The organism is Chitinophaga sp. 05T412 (assembly GCF_056396465.1).
The window spans coordinates 20,526-44,358 of record NZ_JBFTLN010000008.1 but is presented as its reverse complement, the minus strand read 5'-3'; the positions used below and the strand labels follow the sequence as shown (position 1 = coordinate 44,358).

Annotated in this window: 17 protein-coding genes; 6 read left to right on the top strand and 11 right to left on the bottom strand. The window is 46.2% G+C overall.

From position 1 onward, the window contains the following. Position 1: 1 nt before the first annotated feature. Entirely contained in the window at positions 2-883 is an 882-nt protein-coding gene (gene cysM / locus AC1DFM_RS18280; RefSeq protein ID WP_477078186.1) for a cysteine synthase CysM, read from the top strand. A 116-nt stretch (positions 884-999) separates the two neighbouring features. On the opposite strand, the gene AC1DFM_RS18275 is transcribed toward cysM, so the two are convergent. Next, positions 1,000-1,983, bottom strand: a complete 984-nt coding sequence (locus AC1DFM_RS18275; protein ID WP_477078185.1) for a pyruvate dehydrogenase complex E1 component subunit beta — start codon at positions 1,981-1,983, stop codon at positions 1,000-1,002. 197 nt (positions 1,984-2,180) lie between these two features. Here AC1DFM_RS18275 and AC1DFM_RS18270 point away from each other — a divergent pair, with 197 nt between their 5' ends. Continuing rightward, a complete protein-coding gene (locus tag AC1DFM_RS18270; RefSeq protein ID WP_477078184.1) occupies positions 2,181-2,792 on the top strand; it encodes a hypothetical protein in 612 nt (203 codons plus the stop codon). A 120-nt stretch (positions 2,793-2,912) separates the two neighbouring features. On the opposite strand, the gene AC1DFM_RS18265 is transcribed toward AC1DFM_RS18270, so the two are convergent. Next, positions 2,913-4,085, bottom strand: a complete 1,173-nt coding sequence (locus AC1DFM_RS18265; protein WP_477078183.1) for an acetyl-CoA C-acyltransferase — start codon at positions 4,083-4,085, stop codon at positions 2,913-2,915. 196 nt (positions 4,086-4,281) lie between these two features. On the opposite strand from AC1DFM_RS18265, the gene dnaG reads away from it, so the two are divergent. Then, on the top strand, positions 4,282-6,249 hold the full coding sequence (dnaG, locus tag AC1DFM_RS18260) for a DNA primase (protein ID WP_477078182.1): 1,968 nt from the start codon (positions 4,282-4,284) through the stop codon (positions 6,247-6,249). Positions 6,250-6,328: 79 nt separating this feature from the next. On the opposite strand, the gene AC1DFM_RS18255 is transcribed toward dnaG, so the two are convergent. Further along, entirely contained in the window at positions 6,329-6,820 is a 492-nt protein-coding gene (locus AC1DFM_RS18255) for a dihydrofolate reductase (RefSeq protein ID WP_477078181.1), read from the bottom strand. A gap of 8 nt (positions 6,821-6,828) precedes the next feature. Further along, positions 6,829-7,650, bottom strand: a complete 822-nt coding sequence (locus AC1DFM_RS18250; RefSeq protein ID WP_477078180.1) for a thymidylate synthase — start codon at positions 7,648-7,650, stop codon at positions 6,829-6,831. A 321-nt stretch (positions 7,651-7,971) separates the two neighbouring features. On the opposite strand from AC1DFM_RS18250, the gene AC1DFM_RS18245 reads away from it, so the two are divergent. Beyond that, on the top strand, positions 7,972-10,968 hold the full coding sequence (locus AC1DFM_RS18245; protein WP_477078179.1) for a SusC/RagA family TonB-linked outer membrane protein: 2,997 nt from the start codon (positions 7,972-7,974) through the stop codon (positions 10,966-10,968). A gap of 29 nt (positions 10,969-10,997) precedes the next feature. Then, a complete protein-coding gene (locus AC1DFM_RS18240) occupies positions 10,998-12,317 on the top strand; it encodes a RagB/SusD family nutrient uptake outer membrane protein (protein WP_477078178.1) in 1,320 nt (439 codons plus the stop codon). Between the two features lie 208 nt (positions 12,318-12,525). Here AC1DFM_RS18240 and AC1DFM_RS18235 read toward each other — a convergent pair whose 3' ends face one another. Then, positions 12,526-13,704 carry a proline dehydrogenase family protein gene (locus AC1DFM_RS18235; RefSeq protein WP_477078177.1) on the bottom strand — a complete coding sequence of 393 codons (1,179 nt, stop codon included), beginning with the start codon at positions 13,702-13,704 and terminating at the stop codon, positions 12,526-12,528. Positions 13,705-13,886: 182 nt separating this feature from the next. Here AC1DFM_RS18235 and AC1DFM_RS18230 point away from each other — a divergent pair, with 182 nt between their 5' ends. Then, on the top strand, positions 13,887-14,672 hold the full coding sequence (locus tag AC1DFM_RS18230) for a FecR family protein (RefSeq protein WP_477078176.1): 786 nt from the start codon (positions 13,887-13,889) through the stop codon (positions 14,670-14,672). Positions 14,673-14,789: 117 nt separating this feature from the next. Here AC1DFM_RS18230 and AC1DFM_RS18225 read toward each other — a convergent pair whose 3' ends face one another. The 6 genes from AC1DFM_RS18225 to AC1DFM_RS18200 all read right to left on the bottom strand — a co-directional run bounded on the left by AC1DFM_RS18225 (position 14,790) and on the right by AC1DFM_RS18200 (position 23,771). After that, positions 14,790-15,818, bottom strand: coding sequence for a sugar phosphate isomerase/epimerase family protein (locus AC1DFM_RS18225; protein ID WP_477078175.1), 1,029 nt, complete (start codon positions 15,816-15,818; stop codon positions 14,790-14,792). A gap of 86 nt (positions 15,819-15,904) precedes the next feature. Continuing rightward, on the bottom strand, positions 15,905-16,795 hold the full coding sequence (locus AC1DFM_RS18220) for an SPL family radical SAM protein (protein ID WP_477078174.1): 891 nt from the start codon (positions 16,793-16,795) through the stop codon (positions 15,905-15,907). Between the two features lie 30 nt (positions 16,796-16,825). Then, complete coding sequence (locus tag AC1DFM_RS18215; protein WP_477078173.1) at positions 16,826-18,037, bottom strand: thioredoxin family protein; 1,212 nt, start codon at positions 18,035-18,037, stop codon at positions 16,826-16,828. 11 nt (positions 18,038-18,048) lie between these two features. Next, complete coding sequence (locus AC1DFM_RS18210) at positions 18,049-19,410, bottom strand: RagB/SusD family nutrient uptake outer membrane protein (RefSeq protein WP_477078172.1); 1,362 nt, start codon at positions 19,408-19,410, stop codon at positions 18,049-18,051. Positions 19,411-19,421: 11 nt separating this feature from the next. Beyond that, complete coding sequence (locus AC1DFM_RS18205; protein ID WP_477078171.1) at positions 19,422-22,751, bottom strand: TonB-dependent receptor; 3,330 nt, start codon at positions 22,749-22,751, stop codon at positions 19,422-19,424. 39 nt (positions 22,752-22,790) lie between these two features. Then, positions 22,791-23,771, bottom strand: coding sequence for a FecR family protein (locus AC1DFM_RS18200; protein WP_477078170.1), 981 nt, complete (start codon positions 23,769-23,771; stop codon positions 22,791-22,793). Between the last annotated feature and the right edge of the window lie 62 nt (positions 23,772-23,833).

Here is a 23,833-nt window from a genome sequence, read left to right as displayed (position 1 = left end):
AATGGCATCCATCATCGATCTGATCGGTAATACACCGATGGTAGAATTAAAAAAGATTTCCGTAAATCCGGCGGTAAAAATATTTGCCAAGCTGGAAGGTAATAACCCCGCCGGCAGTGTGAAAKACCGGGCCGCCTATGGCATGATCAAAGGTGCGTTGGATCGGGGAGATATTAAACCAGGAATGAAACTGATTGAAGCTACCAGCGGCAATACCGGTATTGCACTGGCGATGATTGCCAGCTTATTCGGACTGGAAATAGAGCTGGTGATGCCGGCAGATGCGACCCGCGAGCGGGTGCTCACGATGGAAGTATATGGCGCTAAAGTAACGCTTACTCCTAAAGAAGCGTCTATGGAAGGTTCTATAGATTATGCCAATAGCAAAGTAGCCAGTGGTGGTTATTTCATGCTGAACCAGTTTGCCAATCCGGATAACTACGGTATGCACTACAAAACTACCGGTCCGGAGATATGGAAGGATACGGCAGGCCAGGTAACCCATTTCGTGAGCGCAATGGGGACTACCGGTACTATTATGGGAGTATCCCGCTATTTAAAAGAACAACAACCCAACATACAGATAGTAGGTTGCCAGCCCACAGATGGGTCCAGAATTCCGGGCATCCGCAAATGGCAGGAAGCTTATCTCCCGAAAATATTTGAAAAATCAAGAGTAGACAGGATCATGGATATTTCAGAGGAGGAAGCCAGAACCATGACCAAACGGCTGGCAAAAGAAGAAGCCGTGTTTTGTGGTATGAGCAGTGGCGGCGCCGTAGCAGCGGCGGTGCGTGTATCGCAGGAGTTAAGCAGTGGTGTGATGGTGTGTATCATCTGCGATCGTGGCGACCGGTATTTATCAAGCGATTTGTTTTCGTGAGCAAAAAGCTGAAAGCTAAAAGCATAAAGCTATTGAGGCGAATGATCAATGCGAGTGTAATATTCGCAAAGGTCATTCGCCTCAATAGCTTTATGCTTTTAGCTTTGTGCTTTCTGCTATTTCTTCATGTACATTACTTCTTTCACCAGTTTCACAGTACGCTCAACATCCGGCAGGTATAATTTCACCAGGTTAGGCGCGTAGTGCATTGGAGCATCTACAGCAGTGATACGGCGGATTGGTGCATCCAGGTAGTCGAAACCTTCTTTCTGGATACGGTAAGAGATTTCAGAAGAGATGCTCGCAAAAGGCCATTGTTCTTCTACGATTACCAGGCGGTTGGTTTTCTTAACAGATTCCAGGATAGTGAACCAATCCAGTGGACGGATGGTACGCAAATCGATTACTTCTGCTTCGATACCTTCTTTCGCCAGTTCTTCTGCTGCACCCAGTGCTACTTTCATCATTTTGTTGAAAGATACAATGGTTACATCTTTACCTGCACGTTTAATATCTGCTTTACCAATTGGGATGATGTATTCTTCTTCAGGCACTTCACCCATTTCACCGTACATCAACTCACTTTCCATGAAAACAACCGGATCATCATCGCGGATAGCCGCTTTGAGCAAACCTTTTGCATCATATGGGTTAGATACGGAGATTACTTTCAGCCCCGGGATATTGGCGTAGTAGCTTTCGAAAGCAGTAGAGTGCTGTGCACCGAGCTGTCCGGCAGAACCGTTAGGTCCACGGAAAACGATCGGGCAACCAACTTGTCCACCACTCATCGCGAGCATTTTAGACGCAGTGTTGAGGATCTGATCCAACGCCAGTACAGCGAAGTTCCAGGTCATGAATTCAAGAACGGGACGCAGACCATTCTGAGCGGCACCAACACCAATGGCAGTAAATCCAAGTTCTGCAATCGGCGTGTCGATTACGCGTTTTGGACCAAACTCATCCAGCATTCCCTGGCTCACTTTATAAGCACCATTGTATTCGGCTACTTCCTCCCCCATAAGGAATACCCGTTCATCACGGCGAAATTCCTCCTGCAGGGCTTCTCTTATGGCTTGTCTGAAAGCTATCTGACGCATGCTATTCTTATTGAAAGTTTAAATGCCTTTATTGAAAGGCAGGGCAAAAATATTGTTTGTTCACGAAAAAGCAAAGTAAACGCCCGATTAATAATTATTATACCGCTGTCAGCCTCCTTGTGGGCGATTAATTAAAATAAATACATATATTTATATTTTTTAACCTTATTGAGACCCGCCAACAATTTCCCGCTGTCATGATTACGATCACTATCCTCACCTTATGCTTTTTAGCTGCGCTTTCCTGCCGCATTAAAAAGGTGAAAGCACCGGTTTTACAAGTCCTCCTATGGTATGCACACATCATACTGGCCTGCTTTGCCGTGACATGCCTGTTACTGATGCTGAACAACTATGGCTTTAAAGGCACCCAAACCGAAAGGGTTTTCTTTACCCTCTATGCCGGCACCGGGATGTTGCTATACGGCGTTACCAAACCGGATAATGACGCCAAATACGCCTACCTCCTCTGCTTCTTCGGATTCCCGTTTGTATTATTGCTTGGCCTGCTGCTCCCGTTTACGCGTACCATTACGCTGGTTGCTGCCATCACCTTGCTGAACGACAGCGAATTTCACCGTTACGATATTGATAATGACTACGCCCTGCAAACAAAAACCACCAGCATCTTATCTACCTACCCCGCCTACAGCCTCGTAGTGGATAAATATTTGCTTTTTGAACAGGTCATACCCGATGTGGTGAATCCTAAGGCCCCCCTGCGTTTTCTGAAGATGACGAAACATGGAGCAGATAGTGTACGACTACAATTGAATAATCTGGATACGGTACTGACAATGAAACGATAGCTGAAAGCATAAAGCCGAAAGCAAAAAGCTATTGAAGTGATTGACCAGAGCGTATATCCTTATACGTTAATCATCCGCTTCAATAGCTTTTTGCTTTCGGCTTTATGCTTTCAGCTGCTCTTATACCTTTTCGATAATAATAGCGCTGGCTCCACCACCACCATTACAGATACCTGCTACACCGTAGCGGGCGTTCTGCTGATGCAGGATGGAATTCAGTGTTACCACTATACGGGCGCCACTGCAGCCAATCGGGTGTCCCATGGCTACTGCACCACCCCATACATTTACTTTGTCCAAAGAAAGACCGAGGTCTTTTGCATTGGCGATGGGAACGCAGGAAAATGCTTCATTTACTTCTGCATAATCCATATCGCTGATTTTCATGCCAGCCTTAGCCAATGCGTTGTTGATGGCTTTTACCGGCGTAGTGGTAAACCACTCCGGCGCCTGGGAAGCATCTGCAAAGCTTACGATTTTAGCCAGCGGCTTTAAGCCTAATGCTTTCAGCTTTTCGCCACTCACCAGCACCACAGCGGCGGCGCCATCGTTGATATTGGAAGCGTTGGCAGCAGTGATAGTACCATCTTTCTGGAAACTTGGTTTCAGGGTAGGCACTTTTTCGAAAATGACTTTTTTATAATCTTCATCTTCTGCTACTGTTACTACCTGTTTGCCGGGTACCTGTACCGGTACTACTTCGTCTTTAAAATAACCTTTCTCCCAGGCAGCAGCGGCGCGTTTGTAACTTTCTATGGCGTATGCGTCCTGGTCTTCCCGGGTGATTTTATATTCGGTGGCGCACAGTTCTGCGGCATTGCCCATATGAAAATCTTTGTAAGGGTCCCAGAGGCCATCGCGGATAATACCGTCGATTACGTTACCATGGCCCAGCTTATAACCGTTGCGGGCTTTGTCGAGGTAATAAGGCGCAGCGCTCATGTTTTCCATACCGCCGGCAACTACCACGTCGTTGTCGCCCAGCATAATGCTCTGTGCGCCCAGCATGATGGCTTTCATACCGGAAGCGCATACCTTGTTGACGGTAGTGCAGGGTACATTATTAGGCACACCGGCTGCGAGGCTGGCCTGGTTGGCCGGGGCTTGTCCCAGGTTGGCGCTGAGTACATTTCCCATATATACTTCATTCACTTCTGCCGCAGCAATGCCTGCTCTTTCCAGAGCGGCTTTGATCACGGTGGCACCGAGTTGGGTAGCCGGAACGCCTGTCAGTGCGCCATTGAAGGAACCTATGGGTGTGCGGGCCGTAGCTACTATAAATACTTCTTTCATCTGATAAATAAGATTGATTTGGCTAGTTTATAATCTACCAAATATAAGGAAAGATGGACGAAGAATAATGGCGCAGCAGATACGATCTGCCTGCCATTTTTATCTCATTAAAAATATTCAATATATTTCATATACCTGTTAGCTACTTTCCGGCTTCGTCAATTTCCCGTATGTTTGCAGTTGGATTATTTGCACCTTGATATCTCAAAACTCCATACAACAGATCCTCAGTCGCATCGACATTGTGGAAATAGTGGGTTCCTTCGTCAAGTTGAAAAAAAGAGGCGCCAACTATCTGGGTTTGTGTCCGTTTCACAACGAAAAATCCCCTTCTTTCACGGTATCTCCCGGCAAAGAGATTTATAAATGTTTTGGTTGCGGCGCCAGCGGCAATTCCATCAGCTTCATCATGGAGCATGAGAAATACTCTTATGTAGAAGCATTGCGTTGGCTGGCACAACGTTACCAGGTAGAACTGGAGGAAACGGAAGTAAGTCCGGAGCTGAAGCAACATCAGCTCATGGCGGATAGCTTGTTTATCATCAACGGCTACGCACGTGACTATTTTACCGATACGCTTTTCAATAAAGAAGAAGGACAGAATGTAGGTCTCAGTTACTTTGAAGAACGTGGATTTACGGAAGAAACGATCAAAAAGTTCCAGCTGGGCTACTGTCTGAATACCTTTGATGCGTTCGCAAAATCTGCGCTGAACAAGGGATACAACCTGGAATACCTGCAAAAAACGGGGCTGGTCACGATTCGTAATGATCAGCCGGCAGACAACTACCGCGGCCGTGTTATTTTCCCGATTCATAATCAGTCCGGGAAGATTCTGGGCTTTGGTGCGCGCATCCTGGTAAAATCAGACCGGGCGCCGAAATACATCAATTCTCCCGAAAACGAAATCTATGTAAAGCACCGGGTCCTGTATGGTACCTACTTTGCCAGGCATGCCATTGACAAGCTCAATGAATGCTTACTGGTAGAAGGTTATACCGACGTAATTTCCCTGCATCAGGCAGGAGTGGAAAACGTGGTTGCCTCGAGTGGTACCTCCCTGACACAGGATCAGTTGCGACTGATAAAAAAATACACCAACAACCTCACCATCCTCTATGACGGCGACAGCGCCGGTGTGAAAGCCGCGCTTCGCGGGCTGGACATGGCCATCGAGGAAGGGCTGAATGTGAAGCTGGTACTGCTGCCGGACAAAGAAGACCCGGATAGCTACGTACAAAAAATAGGCGCCACTGCTTTCCGGGAGTTCATCCAGGAAAATAAACAGGACTTCGTACTGTTTAAGCTCCAGCTGAGCATGAAGGAGGCGGGTACCGACAGCAATAAGAAATCACAGCTGGTCAATGAAATTGCGGAAACCATTTCTAAAATTGATAAGGCAGAAGATTTTACCCGGCAACAGGATTATATCCGCCAGTGCAGCCAGTTATTGCATATTGATGAGCAAGGGCTGATACAGCTGGTGAATAAATTTATCCGCGACCGGCTCGTAAAACGGGAACAGGCGCATGCCCGCAACAATCCCCCACCCGATGATGATGGCTTAAGTGAAGAAGCGATTGCCGCCATGGAAGCTGCCGAAACAGGTATTTCGGTAGACTCACTGATCAACGGGCATGAAAAACAGGAAAAGGCGCTGGTAAAAATCCTGTTACGTTTTGGCGATAAACCTTTTAAAGAAGAAGAGAATAGTACAGTAGCGGACTACGTGTTCCATTTGCCCTACGATTTTGAAGCACTGGCAGAAAGTGAGCTGGTGAAAAGGATTTTACGGGAGTACAAATCTTTGTATGATGCAGGAAATCTACAGGATAAACGCTGGTTCCTTTATCATGAAGATCAACAGTTTTCAAAAGAGATAGCCAATATCCTGGAAGACCAGGAAGCGGATCTCAGCATGAAATGGAAAGAGGAGTTTGAAATAGATACGGTTTATGGAGATAATGCTTACCTGCAGGACACCATTTCCACGACCAATTACCTGATACTCCGGAAAATCAAAAAGCTGATCTATGAAAACCAGGAAGAGGCGAAGAAAGCCACAGATATGGATCAGATTATGAACTGCCTGGAAATGCAAAAACATCTTAATTCCCTGGAAAAAGAACTGACCAACGGTATGGGTACCGTTATTTTCAAATAAGCGTATACGTTAGTATAAAGAAAACACCCCCAAGCCGAAGCTTGGGGGTGTTTTCTTTATTTGCAATGAGTTATTGGTCCTATACCCGTTCCCAAACCTGGAACGAAAAGGCATATTGATTTTTTTCATCTGCCTCATGACGTTCATCGCTGACCAGTTCAAATTCTTTTCCGTCTAACTGTGGGAAGAATGCATCTCCTGGTACTACGGCGTATACACGGGTGAGGTAAATACGGTCTATCAGCGGCCATGCCTGTTCGAATATCTGGGAGCCACCGGTAATAAACAGCTCCTCCCCTTCAAACGTTTTGGCTTTGGCGATAGCGTCATCAATGGAAGGCACTACGTACGTTCCTTCCGGCTGATAGTTGGTTTGCCGGGTGATCACGATATTAGGCCGGCCGGGAAGGGCTTTTCCGAGTGAGTCGAATGTTTTACGTCCCATTACAATGGGTTTGCCCAAAGTAGTGGACTTGAAATATTTCAGATCTGTGGGTAAGCGCCAGGGAAGCATGTTATTGATGCCAATTACATTATTCTCTGATGCTGCCACGATGATGGATATACGCATATAAAAGATTAAATCGCTACCGGTGCTTTGATAGCAGGATGAAACTGGTAGTTGACCAGTTCAAAGTCTTCATAGGTAAAAGAAAAAATATCCTTCACTTCCGGATTGATTTTCATCACCGGCAGTGGGAATGGTGTTCTGCTCAATTGCAGGTTGGCCTGTTCCATATGGTTGCTATACAGATGTACATCGCCGAAGGTATGGATAAAGTCGCCCGCATCAAGGTCACATACCTGCGCCATCATCATGGTCAACAGCGCATAGGAAGCGATGTTGAAAGGCACGCCCAGGAATACGTCTGCGCTGCGTTGATACAACTGGCAGCTGAGTTTACCGCGGGTTTCTCCTTTTGCCCGATCTGCCGGGGTTACGTAAAACTGGAAGAGGCAGTGGCATGGGCTGAGTGCCATTTCAGACAGTTCGCCCACATTCCATGCATTCACGATAATGCGACGGGAATCAGGATTATTTTTAATGGTATTTACCGCCTCTGTAATCTGGTCTATCACCTTTCCGCTACGGGTTTCCCAGCTACGCCATTGCTTACCGTATACAGGGCCCAAATCACCATTTTCGTTCGCCCATTCATCCCAGATACTTACATTATGTTCTTTGAGCCACTTAATGTTGGTGTCTCCTTTTAAAAACCACAATAATTCGTATATGATAGATTTAAGGTGTAGCTTTTTGGTCGTCACTACTGGAAATCCTTCCTGTAAATTGAAACGCATTTGGTAGCCAAAGCAGCTGGTGGTACCGGTTCCTGTGCGGTCAGTTTTAACGGCGCCTTCTTTGATAATATGCTGTAATAAAGATAAATACTGATCCATAAGGCTGCAATTTACGAAGTTTCAACGTCGAAAAATATAACATAATTAAGTCAAACAAAAAAAACCGAAATACCTGTAAAATTTCGTAATCTGCCAGCCGAATATTTTACGTTACAACAAAACTGGCTTAATGAGAAAGCCCTACCGGTAGCTGTAGTGAAAAACCCGTGTTACCCAAGACCGGTAAGGGTATAACGATAGTGTCTTGTAAACCTGAACAACCAAAATCGAACAATATTTAATCATCAAAATCTATTTATCGGCTTATATGATCAAATAACCGCTTTATCCACATCATCATTTATCTAAACCAAACAAGCTATGCTTCTACCAAAATCCAGCTTGCTGGTACTGCTATGCCTGTGCAGTACCCTGGCACTATTTGCGCAACAAAATATTTCAGGAAAAGTAAAGGACGCCGTCAGTGGCAAGCCCATACCGGGTGTAACTGTTCGGGTACCTAATACCAACAAAGGTACCATCACAGATGTGGGCGGCACTTACACACTGGCCGTTCCAGCCGGCACCACCAGTTTGCTGGTAAGTTATACGGGATATAAAAGTCAGACTATAGCACTGAAACCCGGTGAAACGGCATTGAATGTTTCATTAGAAGAAGATTTCGCCCGACTGGAAGAAATTGTAGTCACAGGTTTAGCCACTACGGTAAAGCGACGTAATCTCGCCAATGCCGTAGCCACTATTTCCGGCAAAGAACTCACCGGCGTAGCGCCTGCACAAACATTTGACGCAGCACTCAGCGGCAAAGTTCCCGGCGCCATGATCACCGCTAACTCCGGTGCTCCCGGCGGTGGTATCTCCGTAAAAATGAGAGGGATTACTTCTATATTTGGTAACTCACAGCCACTGTATGTAGTAGATGGTATTTTCTTCAACAACAGCAGTATTCCTGCCGGCCTGAATGATGTTACCGGTGCGGCTACCTCCGGCAGTCCTAACAATCAGGATAACCCTTCCAGCCGTATTGCCGATCTCAATCCGGAAGATATTGAAAACATCGAGATCCTGAAAGGCGCTTCTGCAGCGGCCATGTACGGCGCCAAAGCAGCAGCCGGCGTAATTATCATCACCACTAAAAAAGGTAAAACCGGTAAAACAAAAATCAGTGTCAACCAGGAAGTAGGTTTTACACAGGTACGGCACCTGATGGGCGTACGTTCCTTCACCGCTGAAACTGCCGCCGATCTCGCAGGAACAGCTGCCAACACCGATCCTAAGGTAAAAAAGAAACGGGAGGAATACGCTGCACAATATACCGCCGCCAAAAATGCCGGTAAAATTTTCGACTACGAAAAAGAAATGTTTGGTCAAACCGGTCTGGTATTGAACTCCGGCGTTTCCCTCAGCGGTGGTAGCGAAAAAACAACTTTCTATCTCTCTGGTAACAGACGACAGGAAGATGGTATCGTAAAAGGTACCGGCTACTTCAACAACTCTATCCGGTTAAATGTGGATCATAAAGTCAATGATCGTATAACCGTTGGCGTTACTACAAATTATATTGGCTCTTCTGCCGACAGAGGTATCACCAACAATGATAACAACGGGGTTTCCTATGGCGTGGCTTTATCCTCCACCCCAGACTTCGTGGACCTGCATCCGAATGCATTAGGAGAGTATCCTGATAACCCGTTTGCGCCTTCCAATCCACTGCAAACGCGCGACCTGGCCTCCAACAACGAAAAAACAAATCGCTTTGTAGGCGGAGCAAATGTGGATATCCGGTTGCAACAAAATGAACGGTCTACCACCCGCCTTGTTGGCCGTGGCGGTATCGACTACTTTAACTATAAAACAGCCGCACTATTTCCCCGCAACCTGCAATTTGAAGCCAATAACCTGCAGGGACATTCCATCCAGGGCAATACCAATAACACCAATACTAACCTGGCCGGCTTTGTAGTAAATACCTTTACGCCTAATAACAATCTCAGTTTAACCAGTACCGCCGGTGCCACGCTGGAAACGGGCTTCATGGATTATATCATCACCTCTGCTACCAACCTGATAAATGGTCAGAGCAACCTGGATGCCAGCGCCAACAGCACCACGCACCAGTTCCGCCAGAAATACCGCGACAACGGCCTCTTCTTACAGGAAGACCTCTCCCTGATAGATGCCATCACCGTTAGTGCCGGCGTACGTTTCGACCGCTCTACCAACAATGGCGATTACCTTAAATACTATGTATTCCCTAAAGGCGCCCTGTCCTGGAACTTAACTAAAATGAAGTTCTGGAACATCAGCGCAATAGATAACTTCAAGATCCGCGCCGCCTATGGCCAATCCGGTAACGTACCGCCTTACGGCAGTAAATTCACCGGTATGCTGGGTAGTAATATCGATGGTTTGCCCGGCGTATTGGTAGATAACCTGAAAGGTAATCCGGACATCAAACCTGAACGCCAGGCCGAATTTGAAACAGGGTTGGATGTAAGTGTGCTGAATGGCCGTATTAGCCTGGAAGCTACCTACTACAACAAAAACATTTACGATGTATTGCTGCGTCATGCCCTGCCTGGATCTTCCGGATATGCCAACGAGTGGAAGAACAGTGGTGACCTGAAAAATCAGGGTATAGAACTGGGCTTAAACCTGATTCCTGTCAACAACGCCACCATCCGTTGGAACAGTAGCATTAACTTCTGGTTCAACCGCTCCAAAGTAACCAAGCTGATTATCCCACCTTACGCCATTGGCGCATTTGGTAACTCACTGGGTACTTTCTATCTCGAACAAGGACAACCTGCTACGCAAATCAAAGGTACAGTAGGTGACGACCTGAAAGTGATTGGTAACGCAGAGCCTAAATTCCAGATGAGCTTCTTCAATGAAGTGACGCTGTATAAAAATCTCTCCCTTCGCTTCCTGATCCACTGGAAAAAAGGTGGCGACAATATCAACCTCACCGAGCTGTTAACCGACCTGGGATCTACTTCTCCTGACTTCGATGCACCAATGAAGGGCACTAAAGCAGGACTGTATCGTCCGGGTGCCGGCGATGCTTCCATTTATGTACAGGATGCTTCGTATGTACGTATCCGTGAGATCGGTTTATACTACAATCTCCCATTGAAAAATACCAAAAATGTTAAAGCAGTAAGATTCGGTATTTCTGCCAACAATTTCTTCACCTGGACAAAGTATATCGGATATGATCCGGAAGTATCCAACTTCGGTAGTAACACGCTTACCACTGCGCAAAGCCGCGGTAGTACCGGTTTATCTACCGGTGTGGACGTAATGCCATTCCCTGCATCCAAAAGAGCCAGCTTTCACGTGGGCATAGATTTCTGATCATTTCCTTTCTGCTAAAATCATTACATATGAAAAAGAACATTCTCCATATTACGGTTGTCATTTTCCTGCTGATATTAAATGCTTGTCAGAAGGGAGAAATCAACAGTTTGAATACACCTGTTGTAGACGTTATCAGTAAGAATCCAACGAAAAGCGACTTGTTTAACCTGGCAACAGGTGCGGAATCCGGTATGCGTAACAGCCTTGCGGCGTACCTGGATGGCGTGGGTATTATTGGCCGGGAAATTTATCGTTTCTCCGGTTCAGAGCCCCGTTATACCACCGACTTGTTAGGTGGTGGTACCAAAACGCTGGATAACAATACCTTTTACCTCACCAACCCATGGGTAGCGCGGTACCAGGTAGCCCGTCAATGCTTCATCCTGCAGGATGCCATCAAAAACACCAAGCCGGAAATAGCCACCGATGCGCAGAAGAAAGCATTTACCGGGTTTGCCAAAACGTTGATAGGATATCAGCTGTTGCTGAATATTAATATGACCAACACCAATGGCGCCCGTATTCCGGTAGCCAATGATGATGTACTACGGGGCGTCATTACAGATCCCAATGTAGTACTGGATTCTATCCTGAAATTCCTGGATGCCGGCAAAGCTGATCTTACCGGATCGGAAGTTGTCTTCCCTTTATCTTCTGGTTTTGCCGGATTTAAAGATGCTGCAGGGCTCATTAAATTCAATCGTGCTATTGCTGCGCGGGTACATATTTATCGTAAAAACTGGAACGATGCTTTAACGGCATTGAGCGAATCTTTCTTTGACCTGAATGGCGACTTCAACACTGGTATTTACCATATGTTTTCCACCAATGGCGGCGATTTGGCCAATACCATGTATATCGCGCCCAATGGTAATGGAGAAGTAAGGGCATCGCATCCTACTTTTGCCACAGATTTGCAGGCTGGCGATGATCGTCTAAAGTTAAAAACAGCGTTGCGCACTTCTTCTGCCAGCCAGAGTGGCCTCACCGGCGACCGGGACGTGATCATCTGGACTTCTCCTAATTCTCCCATCAGTATTATCCGCAACGAAGAACTGATACTGATTTATGCAGAAGCCAAGATTCAGCTGAACCAACTCCCCGATGCAGAAGTCGCCTTAAACAGGATCCGGGTGGTACATCATCTTGCGCCCTATAGCGGAGCCAAAACACAAGCGGCCTACATCACCGAACTGTTGTACAACAGGCGTTATTCTCTCTTCATGGAAGGCCACCGGTGGGTTGATGTGAGAAGATATAACCTGTTAAACACCTTGCCTGTTGACAGGGCTGATGATGATGTATGGGCTAAATATCCATTGCCTCAGAGTGAAAGTAATTTGTAGATCAGAGCGAATTTTGTCTGAGGGCAGGATTAGACTGATTATACTGATTATATTTTAAAGATTTAAAAAGATGAAGGGAGATTAAAGCGGATTATATATCTGCTTCAATCTCCCTTCTTTCTTTATCAAAAAATAAAATCAGTATAATCAGTCTAATCCTGCCCTCAGACAAAATTCGCTCTGATCATCCGCTATAATAGCTTTCGGCTTATATTCCCCTTCTCTTCATTTCTTTTCTGATCAATGCCAGTTCGCGGCCCATTTGTCCGGCGATAGACGTATTTTCCTGAGCTCTGCGGAGCAGGTAAGGCATTACATCTTTTACAGGACCGTAAGGGAGGTATTTGCTGACATTATAACCGGCGTGCGCCAGGTTGAAGGTAATGTTATCGCTCATGCCCAGCAGCTGGGAGAAGCTAACATGTGGGTGGTTGTGGGTGATGCCCTTTTCATCCAGCATACGGGCAGCCAGCATGCAGCTGCTTTCGTTGTGGGTGCCGATAAATACCGCCAGTTTATCAAGGTTATCGATGCAGAATTTCACAGCAGCATCGTAATCTTTATCTGTGGCGGCTTTGCTGGGTTGAATAGGTGTTGGATAATTATTTTCCGCGGCGCGTTTATTTTCTTTTTCCATGTAAGCGCCTCTTACTAATTTAGCGCCCAACAGGTAGCCTTCCTGCTGTGCTTTTTGCAGGGATGTTTGCAGGAAAGCATAGCGATCGTGGCAATATAACTGGAAGGTATTGAAGAAAACAGCTTTGCCTTTATTAAATAAAGACATCATTTCGTTGGTGAGCTGGTCAACCGGGTCTTGTATCCAGGATTCTTCCGCATCTACCAGTACGGCCACACCGTGTTTAGCGGCAGCCTCCGCAATGCTGTATATACGATTGCGTACGCGGGTATATTCTTCCTGTTCTGCGGCAGATAAGGTGTCTTTGCGGTGGATTTTTTCCAGCAATTCAAACCTGGCAAAACCGGTGATTTTAATCGCAATAAAAGGGATATCGGGTCTGCTGCCAGCGTACTGGATAGCGCGGATAAATTCCGGTACGGCAGCGTCATAGCTTTCTTCGCCTTCCATGGCTTCTACCCCGTAGTCCAATGCTACTCCTACGTGATAGTTGCCCAGCTGTAAGGCAGTGGTAGCTGCTTCTTCCAGGCTTTCTCCTCCACAGAACTGGGAGAAGATGGTGCTTTTAATAATTCCTTTAATAGGTAACCGCAGTTTAAATGCGATCGGTGTCATCACTGAACCGAACTTTACCAACCAGGGCTTCCCGATGTTACTAAAGAGAAAGTTGGCTTTTTTCAGTGCTTTGTCGGTCTTTGCCTCAAATGCAATAGCCGTATTATCAAATGATAAAGGTAGCTGCTTTTCCATGGGCCGCAAAGTTAGGGTGCGTCTGGCTTTTAAACAAAAATCATTGTGATATCAGCGCATCTTTTTAACAGCGTTATCAGATATTGTCTATTGCTTCTCATAAATTGTTTAAGCATACGGCTTTACCGCTGTTTATTTTATTACTTTTAGGTCTTTTCTATTACATACAAAATTCCCGGAATATGCTATTTAAAACTGATACTACTGCGTGGCCAAAGACTTTCATCGGATTCATCCTGGGAGGGGTAGTATTGACCGGTTGCCAGCCAAAGGCGCCGGAAACAAAGGGAGTGAACCTGCAAGTGCCGGGTGTACATTACCAGTCGCACAAAGGCGTAACCGGCCAAAGAACCGTGGTAAAACTACCAGACAGCTCTACGGTTATCCTCAATGCTGCTTCCATATTGGAAGTACCGGAAAACTACCTGCAAGGCAACCGTGCGGTGATATTAGACGGAGATGCGTTTTTCGAGGTGAAGCCTTCTACGGATAGTTTTACCGTGACCAGTGATAAGTTGAAGGCAACCGTATTAGGCACCTCTTTCCGGATGCGTTCTTTTGCCAGTCAGCATGGCGCCACCGTTTACCTGCTTACCGGCAAAATCCGGGTGAGTAAATCCTATCATTCACCTACCGACAACCAGCCGGAAATACTGGAACGCGGACAAATGATCCTCGCCAATAACGACATAGACCTGATGGAAAAAGAAACCTACCATCCGGAAGAACTGGAAGCATGGTTATCTGATACCTTACACATTCAAAATGCCAATCCAATGGCCTTAAGCCGGACGTTGGAAGAGTGGTTTGGTGTAGAGATAGAAATGAAGGGAGATGCCTCTAAAGCACCTGTTATTGCAGACGAGCGTTTTTATCATGCTTCCCTGGAGGAGGTGTTGCGTCGTTTGGGAGCACAACAACGCTTTAAATATAAAATTGCCGATAACAAAGCGACGATCACATTTTAAAAATTACGAATTACGAATTACGGATTTGTGGGTAGATAGAAGTGAAGGTAATCTTCGCGTTTACTATCTACCCACAAATCCGTAATTCGTAATTCGTAATCCGTAATTCGTAATTTCTTACATCGCTCCGCCTACTCTTTGCAGCAGTTCTTTTGTTTTCCGGATACCATCTTCTTCAGATAGTTTTTCTCCTTCGTATTCCACCCCTATAAATCCGGTGAAGCCGGCGTCTTTCACGATTTTCAGGATACGTGCATAGTCGATCGTAGATTCGTTACCGTTAGCATCGAAATCGTAGCTTTTTGCGCTTACACCTTTAGCAAAAGGCATGAGTTCTGTTACGCCCTGATAACGATCATATTCTTCGAGGCAGGTGGTTTTAGCCCAGGCTTCGGGGGTATCATTTTCAGGTTTACTTCTCTTGATGCAGAAGTTACCCAGGTCTGGCAGGGTACCACAGTTAGGCATGTTCACGGTTTTCATGATGCCACTGAGCCATTTGCCATTAGACGACATACCGCCATGGTTTTCCACAATTACTCCGATACCATGGTCCTTGCCGAAGCTGGCGAGTTTGGTTAGAGATTCAGCGGCAGCTTTGGCTACATTTTCCGGCGTGCCTTCACCGGCAGCATTTACCCGAATAGAATGACAGCCGAGGAAGGCGGCGGCTTCTACCCATTTATAATGGTTCTCTACGGCCTGTAGGCGTTTCTTTACATCCTGATCGCCCATTTCGCCCTCGCCGTCGCACATGATTAATACACTGCGTACACCGAGATCGTCGGCGCGTTTTTTCATTTCAGCCAGATAGGTTTTGTCTTTCGCTTTGTCTTTGAAAAACTGGTTCACATACTCGATCCCATGGATACCAAATTCATTTTTAGCGCGGGAAGCGAAATCCAGGTGATTCATTTTACCGGCAAACAAAGCTTTGTGGAAAGACCATTCTGCCAATGATATCTTAAAGAAAAGATCTTTGGCAGCCGCTTCGCCGCCTTTGGGAGCAGCTGCGCTATCTTTCGTTCCTTCGCTGGTAGATTTGCCGTTATTACATGCCGCCAGTACAGCGGGTAACATACCGATTCCCATCGTGTATATTCCCATTTGACGCAGGAATTGTCTGCGATTGTTTACATTACTCATATCCGTGGGTTTTAAAATTCATCTTCCTAAAATATTCTTTTACAGGAGGGAAAGCAAGTTTAGGAGCATAAAATTTTGAGAAAATACTATTCAGCAGGAATGCGGGGCAATAATCCATAGGGGGCCGCAGCAGCAGCCGCGGCGGCTTGTAACGCGCTGTTATAGGCCGTTGGCACGCCAGTATGTTGTGCAAAAAGCTGTTGATAGTAGGCGCTAAATTGCGGATAATATTGTTGTATCGCCTGCAAAACCAGTTGTTTACTATCTGCCTGTTCTTCTCCCCATAAAGTAATGGAGGCAGGAAATACATAGCGGGCGCCATGTTCATGAAAAGCGGCGTATAGTCGTGTCAGTTGGTCCGGTACATCTGTGATAAAAGGCAGTAACGGCATGAGGCTCACGCCTGTCATTAAACCTTCGCCGGCGCAACGTTGCATGGCATCCAGGCGCAGGGCTGGATCGGGGGCGCCGGGTTCAAATTGCTTACCAATTACCGGGTCAATATTACTGAAGGAGAAGGTGATGAATGCACGATGGTGGTATTTGGCCAAATCAGGGGGCAAAATGGCGTTTTCGTTGATGCGGTGGAGTAAGTCCAGGTCGCGCAGTACCAGCGGCGATTTAGTGATGATATGTACCGGGAAACGATATTCGAGTAATAGCTCCAGAATACCTCTTGTGAGTTTTTCTTTTTCTTCTATCGGCAGGTAAGCATCTGTAACGGACGACAATACCACTATCCCCTGTTGTTGCTTTGCCGCTCTGGTAGCCAGCTGCTTGCGAAGCAGCGTTAAGGCATTTGCTTTGACCGACAATTTATCGGCCATATTGATGCCGTATTTGCTGCCACGGATATAGCAGTACAAACAGTTGAATGCACAACCGCTGTATGGGTTAATGGTATAGTCGTCCAGAAACCACGGATCTCTTTTCTTTGTTTTATTCAGCAGTGACGTTACAGTAATATACCTGGGCATAATAAAGCAATGTCACCGAAGGTCCGTATTTTATTTCATCTCTTTGATGTCGTCCAGTTCTTTTTGGGCAATTTTCTGGATTTTAGAGGTTTCCAGCAGCGACAGCTGATAGGCTGCTTCTGCGGCTTCCAGCGCCTCCGGCTTGTTGCCCAGTTCCTGGCATATTCTGGCGAGGGTGCCTTGATTGCTGTATTCTCTCGGTGCTATCACCGCCGCGCGTTTGGCCAGTTTATAGGCTTGCTGCAGGAAGGTTTTATTACCGCTGGCAAGGTACTGGCAACGTCTGCCCAGGAAGCTCAGACCGATGTCGTCTTTCTTCATTACCCCTTCCAGCGCGATGTCTGTTACCTTTATAAAGTTCTTTACATCTCCGGTGGTCAGGTAGTATTCTGCCTGCATCATCAACGCCTTCTTTTGTATGGCGGGATCGGTAGCATTAGACCATGGCGCGAGGCGTGTAAAAAACGCGGTGCTGTCTTTTTTACGAATTAAACCATAGAGCGCGGTGTTCAGTAAACGTTCCTGCACTTTACTCACTTCGGCGGCATCAAATTTTTTCGTGTATTCATTTACGTGAGCGGTGAAAAATTTACCCGGCTTTTCATTTTCATCCCACGCAAAAGCTTGTATGGTTTGCCATCCCAGTGGCGTCAGCATGTCTGCATCTGTTAACTGTGCTATCAGCAGTTCGCTGATGCTATCTGCTTTGTTACGGTCAGTTCTTTGTAGTGCCTTTGCATACGACAGCAAATTTTCCTTGCTGCGGTTACCGCTATTAAAAGCCTTTTCCATGGCTGCGAGAGAACGTTTCGGGTCCAGCGCTTTCTTTCCTTCTTCTATAAACTCGGGCAACTCCATGCGGGAAGTGGCTTTGTGTACCAGTTCTCCTTTGCTGTTAATAAACAGGTAGGTTGGAAATACCTGTACGTTGTACCGTTTCCGTAGTTCCGGGCCCTCTCCTTTCTCCATATCAATTTTATAATTGATAAAAGTGGAGTTGTAGTAGTTGGCGGCGGTATCGTTTACAAATACATTTTTCTCCATCCATTTACACGGGGAGCACCAGCTGGTGTAGCAGTCGATAAATACCAGTTTGCCGGTACGGGCGCTTTCCTTTAGTACATCAGCAAAAGCATCTTTACGGAAAACAATCCCCGATTCAGTTTGCTGTGTCTGCGCCATGATGCTGCCACTGAGCAGGAAGCACAGTGACAGCATGTTTAATAAGAATAACTTCTTCATATAGCTATTGATTAATACCCCTGGTTTTGTGCAACTACTTTACCAGCGGCCTGGATAGACTTTAATGGGATAGGCAGGATGTAGCGTTGCTTGCCCATAAACTTTGGTTTCATGGTTTTGATATCAAACTCGCCCTTACTCTCATATCTTACCATATCAAACCATTCTTCACCGCTTTCTCCACCTAATTCGCGGAGCTTTTCTTCCCGGATCGCTTTCAGCAAACCTGCAGCGTCATTGATCGTAATATCCGGCATCAGCGCACGCTTACGTATTTTGTTCAGTGCAGCACGGGCATCGTCCAAAGATCCACCGCTTCTTACAATGGCTTCTGCCTGGATCAGGTAAATTTCCCCGAGGCGGAGAAAATACTCTGTATCTGCGTTAGAAGGAGCGCCATCTATAGCCCCCGCCATGAATTTTCCATTACGTACGCGGATACCACTCACCTTAATCGCCATCGTATCGCGCTTATCTCCTGCCATCAGTGACCGATACAGGTCAGATGGTTTAAACCAGGTATTGAATGCGTAAGCTTTATTGTTGATGTTGGTGCTGGCATCATAAGGCGCCTGAAAAATGGCTTCTTTTGTATTGTATATTTTTTTGGAGAAGATGATCTTGAAAGTATCCTCCAGGTTACGTTGCGTGCTCGTGGTCACCTGTTGAGCCATAGCAGCAGCTTCTGCGTAATGTTGCTGATAGAGCAGTACTTTCGCTTTCAGCGCTCGTGCAGCAATTTTAGACGCATAAAATGTACTGGAAAATTCACTCGTTTCGAGGATGGCTTCGTCCAGGTCTTTGTTGATCTGATCGTAAGCAGCACGCACACTGGAACGGGGAACCGGATTTCCGTCTTTTATCGGCTCGGTATGCATCACCAAACCATAGTTAGAAGTGGAATCATAGAATTCTCCAAATAAGCGCAACAGGAAAAAATAGCTCATCGCGCGGAGAAACTTTGCTTCTCCGATGATTCTTGTTTTACGTGGGTCATTACCTGGCAGCACGGCTGTTTTGGTAATAATATGATTGCTCATATTAATCAACTTGTACCCGCCGGCGTACATATTTTCCAGCCAGTAATTGCTGGTGCGCACGTTGTTGGCGGCATAGTCGCCCCCATCCTGCACTGCATCCAAGGTACCGCCCATCAGTGCGGCCGCCGCAGGCATGTAATAGTTAAAGGCCGGGGAACCTCCACCGTTCAAAATACCGTAGGTACCATACAAGGTACTCTGTGCTTTTTCGACGGTAGTAATGGCATTAGCATCCTCCAGCTGATTTACCGGCGATACGTCAGTAACGTTCACCAGCTTGCAGGAAGCAAATAAAAAGGTAGTGGCTATAGTAGCTATAATATATTGTTTCATGATTTCTTCGTTTACAGATTAACGTTAATACCTGCGGTAAATGAACGGGTCATTGGATAGATGTTGGTATCAAAGCCTTGCGAAAAATTGCCGGTGCCTGCATTGTTCACTTCCGGGTCCAGTCCACTATACTTTGTTAATGTAAACAGGTTACTACCGGTTACGAATACACGAATATGATTGATTCGCACGCGATTCAGTGCTGGTGTATTAATGATATAAGCGACCTGCAGATTTTTGAGTTTAAAGAACCCTGCTTTTTCTATGAAGAAGTCTGAGTCACGACCGTTATCATTAGGATCGTAGGTAACCAGTCGCGGCAGCTTTCCGCCCTTATTGGATTCAGACCAGGAATCGGTTAAGATGTCGCGGCTATAATTGTAGTAATTAGTACCGAATATCATCATATCCCTGCGGGCCTGGTTGTACAGCGAGTTACCGATGCTAAAGTTGAAAAAAGCGGTGATTTCCCATTTGCCTATACGTACGATGTTATTCCAGCCACCATAAAAATCAGGTTCTGATTTGCCGATAATACCTCGGTCTTCATCTGTAATACGGCCATCTCCATTCACATCTACAAATTTAATGTCGCCGGGAGCGGTTTCCTCAGATTGATAGTAGCCGTCCGGAGCCTTTTTATTGAGGACGTCAATTTCTGCCTGTGACTGGAAAATACCAGCTGTTCTGAAGCCTTCGAAATAGCCCATGCTTTGTCCTTCTCTCAGTGTACCGTTCAGGTCAAATCCGCCATTCAGCTTTTCAACGCGGCTACGTATACGCGTGATGTTTACATCGGTGATATAACTGAAGTTTTTACGGCGGATGACATCACTTCCCACCTGGAGTTCCCATCCACGGTTGGAGAAATCGCCTACGTTGTAGTACTGTTGTCTGGCCCCGGTTTCCATGGTAATGCTGCGATACAGGATCATATCACGGGTATACTTTCTGAAGTATCCGATAGTACCTCTTAATTTAGCTTTGAACATGGAGAAGTCTACTGCTGCATCCAGTTGATTGGTAGATTCCCAGCGGATATCCGGATTGGGTACGTCATTTACAATCATCCCGTTTTTACGGTTATAGAAGCTACCGGAAGTAAACAGGGTAGTATATTGAAAGTCGGCGAAGTTGGCGCTACCGGTTTTACCTGTAGACACGCGCAGTTTCAGGTCCTCCAGCCAGGTAGCAGCTTTCATGAAGCTGGCTTCTGAGAGGCGGTAAGCCAAAGCAGCAGATGGGAAGAAGGCCCAACGGTGACCTGGTGAAAACTTGGTAGACTCATCTGCACGACCAGTGAAGGTGAAGTAATACTTACCACCGAAGTTATAGTTGGTACGCAGGAAATAAGATTGTAATCCACTGATAGTACCACCGCTGGCCCAGGTATTCAGGATGCTGGCGCCACCTAGGTGATTGAGCGATTCGTCGTCTGAGAAGTTGTTGGATTTGATCGTCACAAAGTCACCTTTGGTTTGCTGGAACGATGCTCCCGCTACCGCGTTGATGTTATGCTGACCAAAGCTTTTCAGATACGTCAGGGTATTATCAAAAATACGTGCTGTACTGTTATTGGTATAATCTTCTCTCGACCCGGTACGATTGTTCTTTATTTCGGATGGACTGGAAGCAGGGGTATAGTTTAACATATCTCCCTTAATAATATTATAAGAGAGATCCGAACGCCATCTTAATCCTTTCAATATCTCCACTTCTCCAAAAAATGACATCAGCACGTTCTGACTTCTTTGACGCCGGGTKAAATCCAGCTGTGAAACGGGGTTAGCCGCAGCACTATCCGGTATAGTGCCATATCTGCCCAGATTATCATAGATCGGCACATCCGGACGATAACGGATAATGTTATAATAAGTGTTACCGGTATTCGTTTCCATCATGGAATAAGACATGTTGGTACCGAGACGCAGACGATCAAACAACGTGGTTTCCACACGGCTTCTCAGGTTATAGCGTTTAAAACCACTCCCTCTGATCACACCTGCCTGATCCGTCACACTACCGGAAACAGAATACAGGGTGCTACCGTTATTGGAGCCACCGTTGATGTTCAGGTATACATTGTTTGTCATGGCCTTTCGGGTCATTTCCTTTCCCCAATCGGTGTCAGCACCGGGATACCGTATTGAGTCTTTAGGAGTCGGCATCTCTGCATTTCTATACGCAGTTTGAACCACCTTCAGATAGTCGGCTGCATTCAGCGTATGATAGACTTTCGCGAATTGATCAACAGAAGCAGTGTATCCAACAGAGATATCTGCTTTAGGGCCGGAACGTCCGCGTTTAGTAGTAATAATCACCACACCATTGGCTGCGCGGGAACCGTAGATGGCGGCAGCAGAAGCATCTTTCAGGATGTCCATGCTTTCAATATCTTCCGGATTGATGCTGGCAAGGGGAGATATTTGTCTGTCTGCATCATTGGAATATTGTTTATTACCCTGACCATTACCCACTTCAACAGGGATACCATCAATCACATACAGGGGTTCGTTGTTACCATACGCAGAGGTACCACCGCGGATACGGATGGCAGCTACAGCTCCGGGCTGGCCACTGGTTTTCACAGCGTTTACACCGGCGGTACGGCCTGCCAATGCCGCATCGAAGGATGTTGTATTCATTTTCTTCATATCATCTGCTTTGATAGAGGATACGGAGCCAGTGAGGTCCTTTTTGTTAACTTGTCCATAACCTACTACCACGATACTACCCAGTGTTTTGGGATCTTCGGAAAGCTGAATGTCCATATTCTCGCCGGTAATTGCCACTTCACGGGATTGCATGCCTACCGCGGAAAACACCAGAATATTTTTATCGGCCGGCACTTTAATGGTAAAATGTCCCTCTCCGTTGGTGGCAGCACCACGGGAAGTACCTTTTACCAGCACGGAAGCTCCAGGTACCGGCTCTTTGTCCTTTACACCGCTCACCGTACCGGAAATGGTACGCATCGCCACATTTTCGGCGCCTTCTTTCTTAAAAATCACGATACCATCGTTCATGCTACGGTATTGCAGGTCCGTATTTTTAAGTAGCTGATCCAGGATCACGGTGATTTGCTCTTCTTTAAAATCGAATGTGTTAACAGAATACTTTTTTACATCACTCTCATTATAAGAGATGTTGATACCGCTTTTTGTCTGTAATTTCTTCAGGCAGGAAGCAATTGTTTCATAGCTGAAGGAAATGGTCGTTTGCTTTTGCAGGTACGACTGTGCATAGGTACGTAGCTGAGTAGCCCCGCATAAAATCGTGCATAGCAGCAAGACTTTTGCCCATTTTTGGTTGATGTTGGTTGGTAAAAACCCATTGTTCATAAATAATCAGTATTAAGTATTAAATGGTAATATCTGCTATCAGCAAGGCTTACCGCTGATAATTATCTGCTTGTTTCTGATGGTGTACGTAATGTTGTCGATTATTTTCAGCAGGTCCAATACTTTGGTAACCGGCTCCTGATCGTTAAAATGGAGGCTGTTGATACATCCTTTCATTTGATCGTTAGTGAATATGATTTGATAACCATAGATATTTTCCAGTTTGATGGCCAGTTCTGCGAGGCTTACATTGGTGAGATAGATATCTCCGCTGCGCCAGCTGTTGGCGCGGGCTGCATTGACCTGCTGCGTAGAGAACGCCGCTTTGCTATTATTATATACTATTTCTTCGCCGGCATTCAGGATCACATTACATTGGCGCTGATCCTGTACCTGTACGGTTCCGGAGGCTACGGTAACTTTTTCCTGCACCAGTTCCGTATAGGCGGATACGTTAAAAGAGGTACCCAATACTTTTACTGCCAGGCTTCTTGTTCGTACGATAAAAGGATGATGGGCATCTTTAGCCACTTCAAAAAAGACTTCCCCATTACGGACATTAAATTGACGTTGCGCTGCAAAATCGGGGTTATACTGCAGGCTGGAACCGCTGTTGAGCCATACCACCGAATGATCCGGCAATACCATTTTCAGGCGCTTTCCGGCAGGGCAATCCAGTGATACCCATTTGGCGGGTACTGTTTTGGGCGTTTCCCGGAAGAATAATCTCGCGCCGGCAAATAATAGCAATGCGGCTGCCGCCGGCCAGGCGAGGCGTTTCCATCGCAGCATGCGCTTAATAATAGCTGGTGGCGTAGTGGTGGCCGCGCCCTCATATATAGCCGACAAGTGCTGCCAGGATTGTTCTTTCAATGCTGACTGCTCTACTGCTGAAGGCATCTCCGCCGGCATGGCGTCCAGGCTTTGGTACCATTGCTGCAAAAAAAGTTCTTCTTCCGCGCTGAGTCTTTCTTCCAGCTGCTTTTGCAATAAAAAACGGATATACCGGTAGCTGAGCATAGTAATTGGTTGACACATTAGGTACAGGGAGCTTAGGCGATCGTACCAGTGGTGGGAAAAAA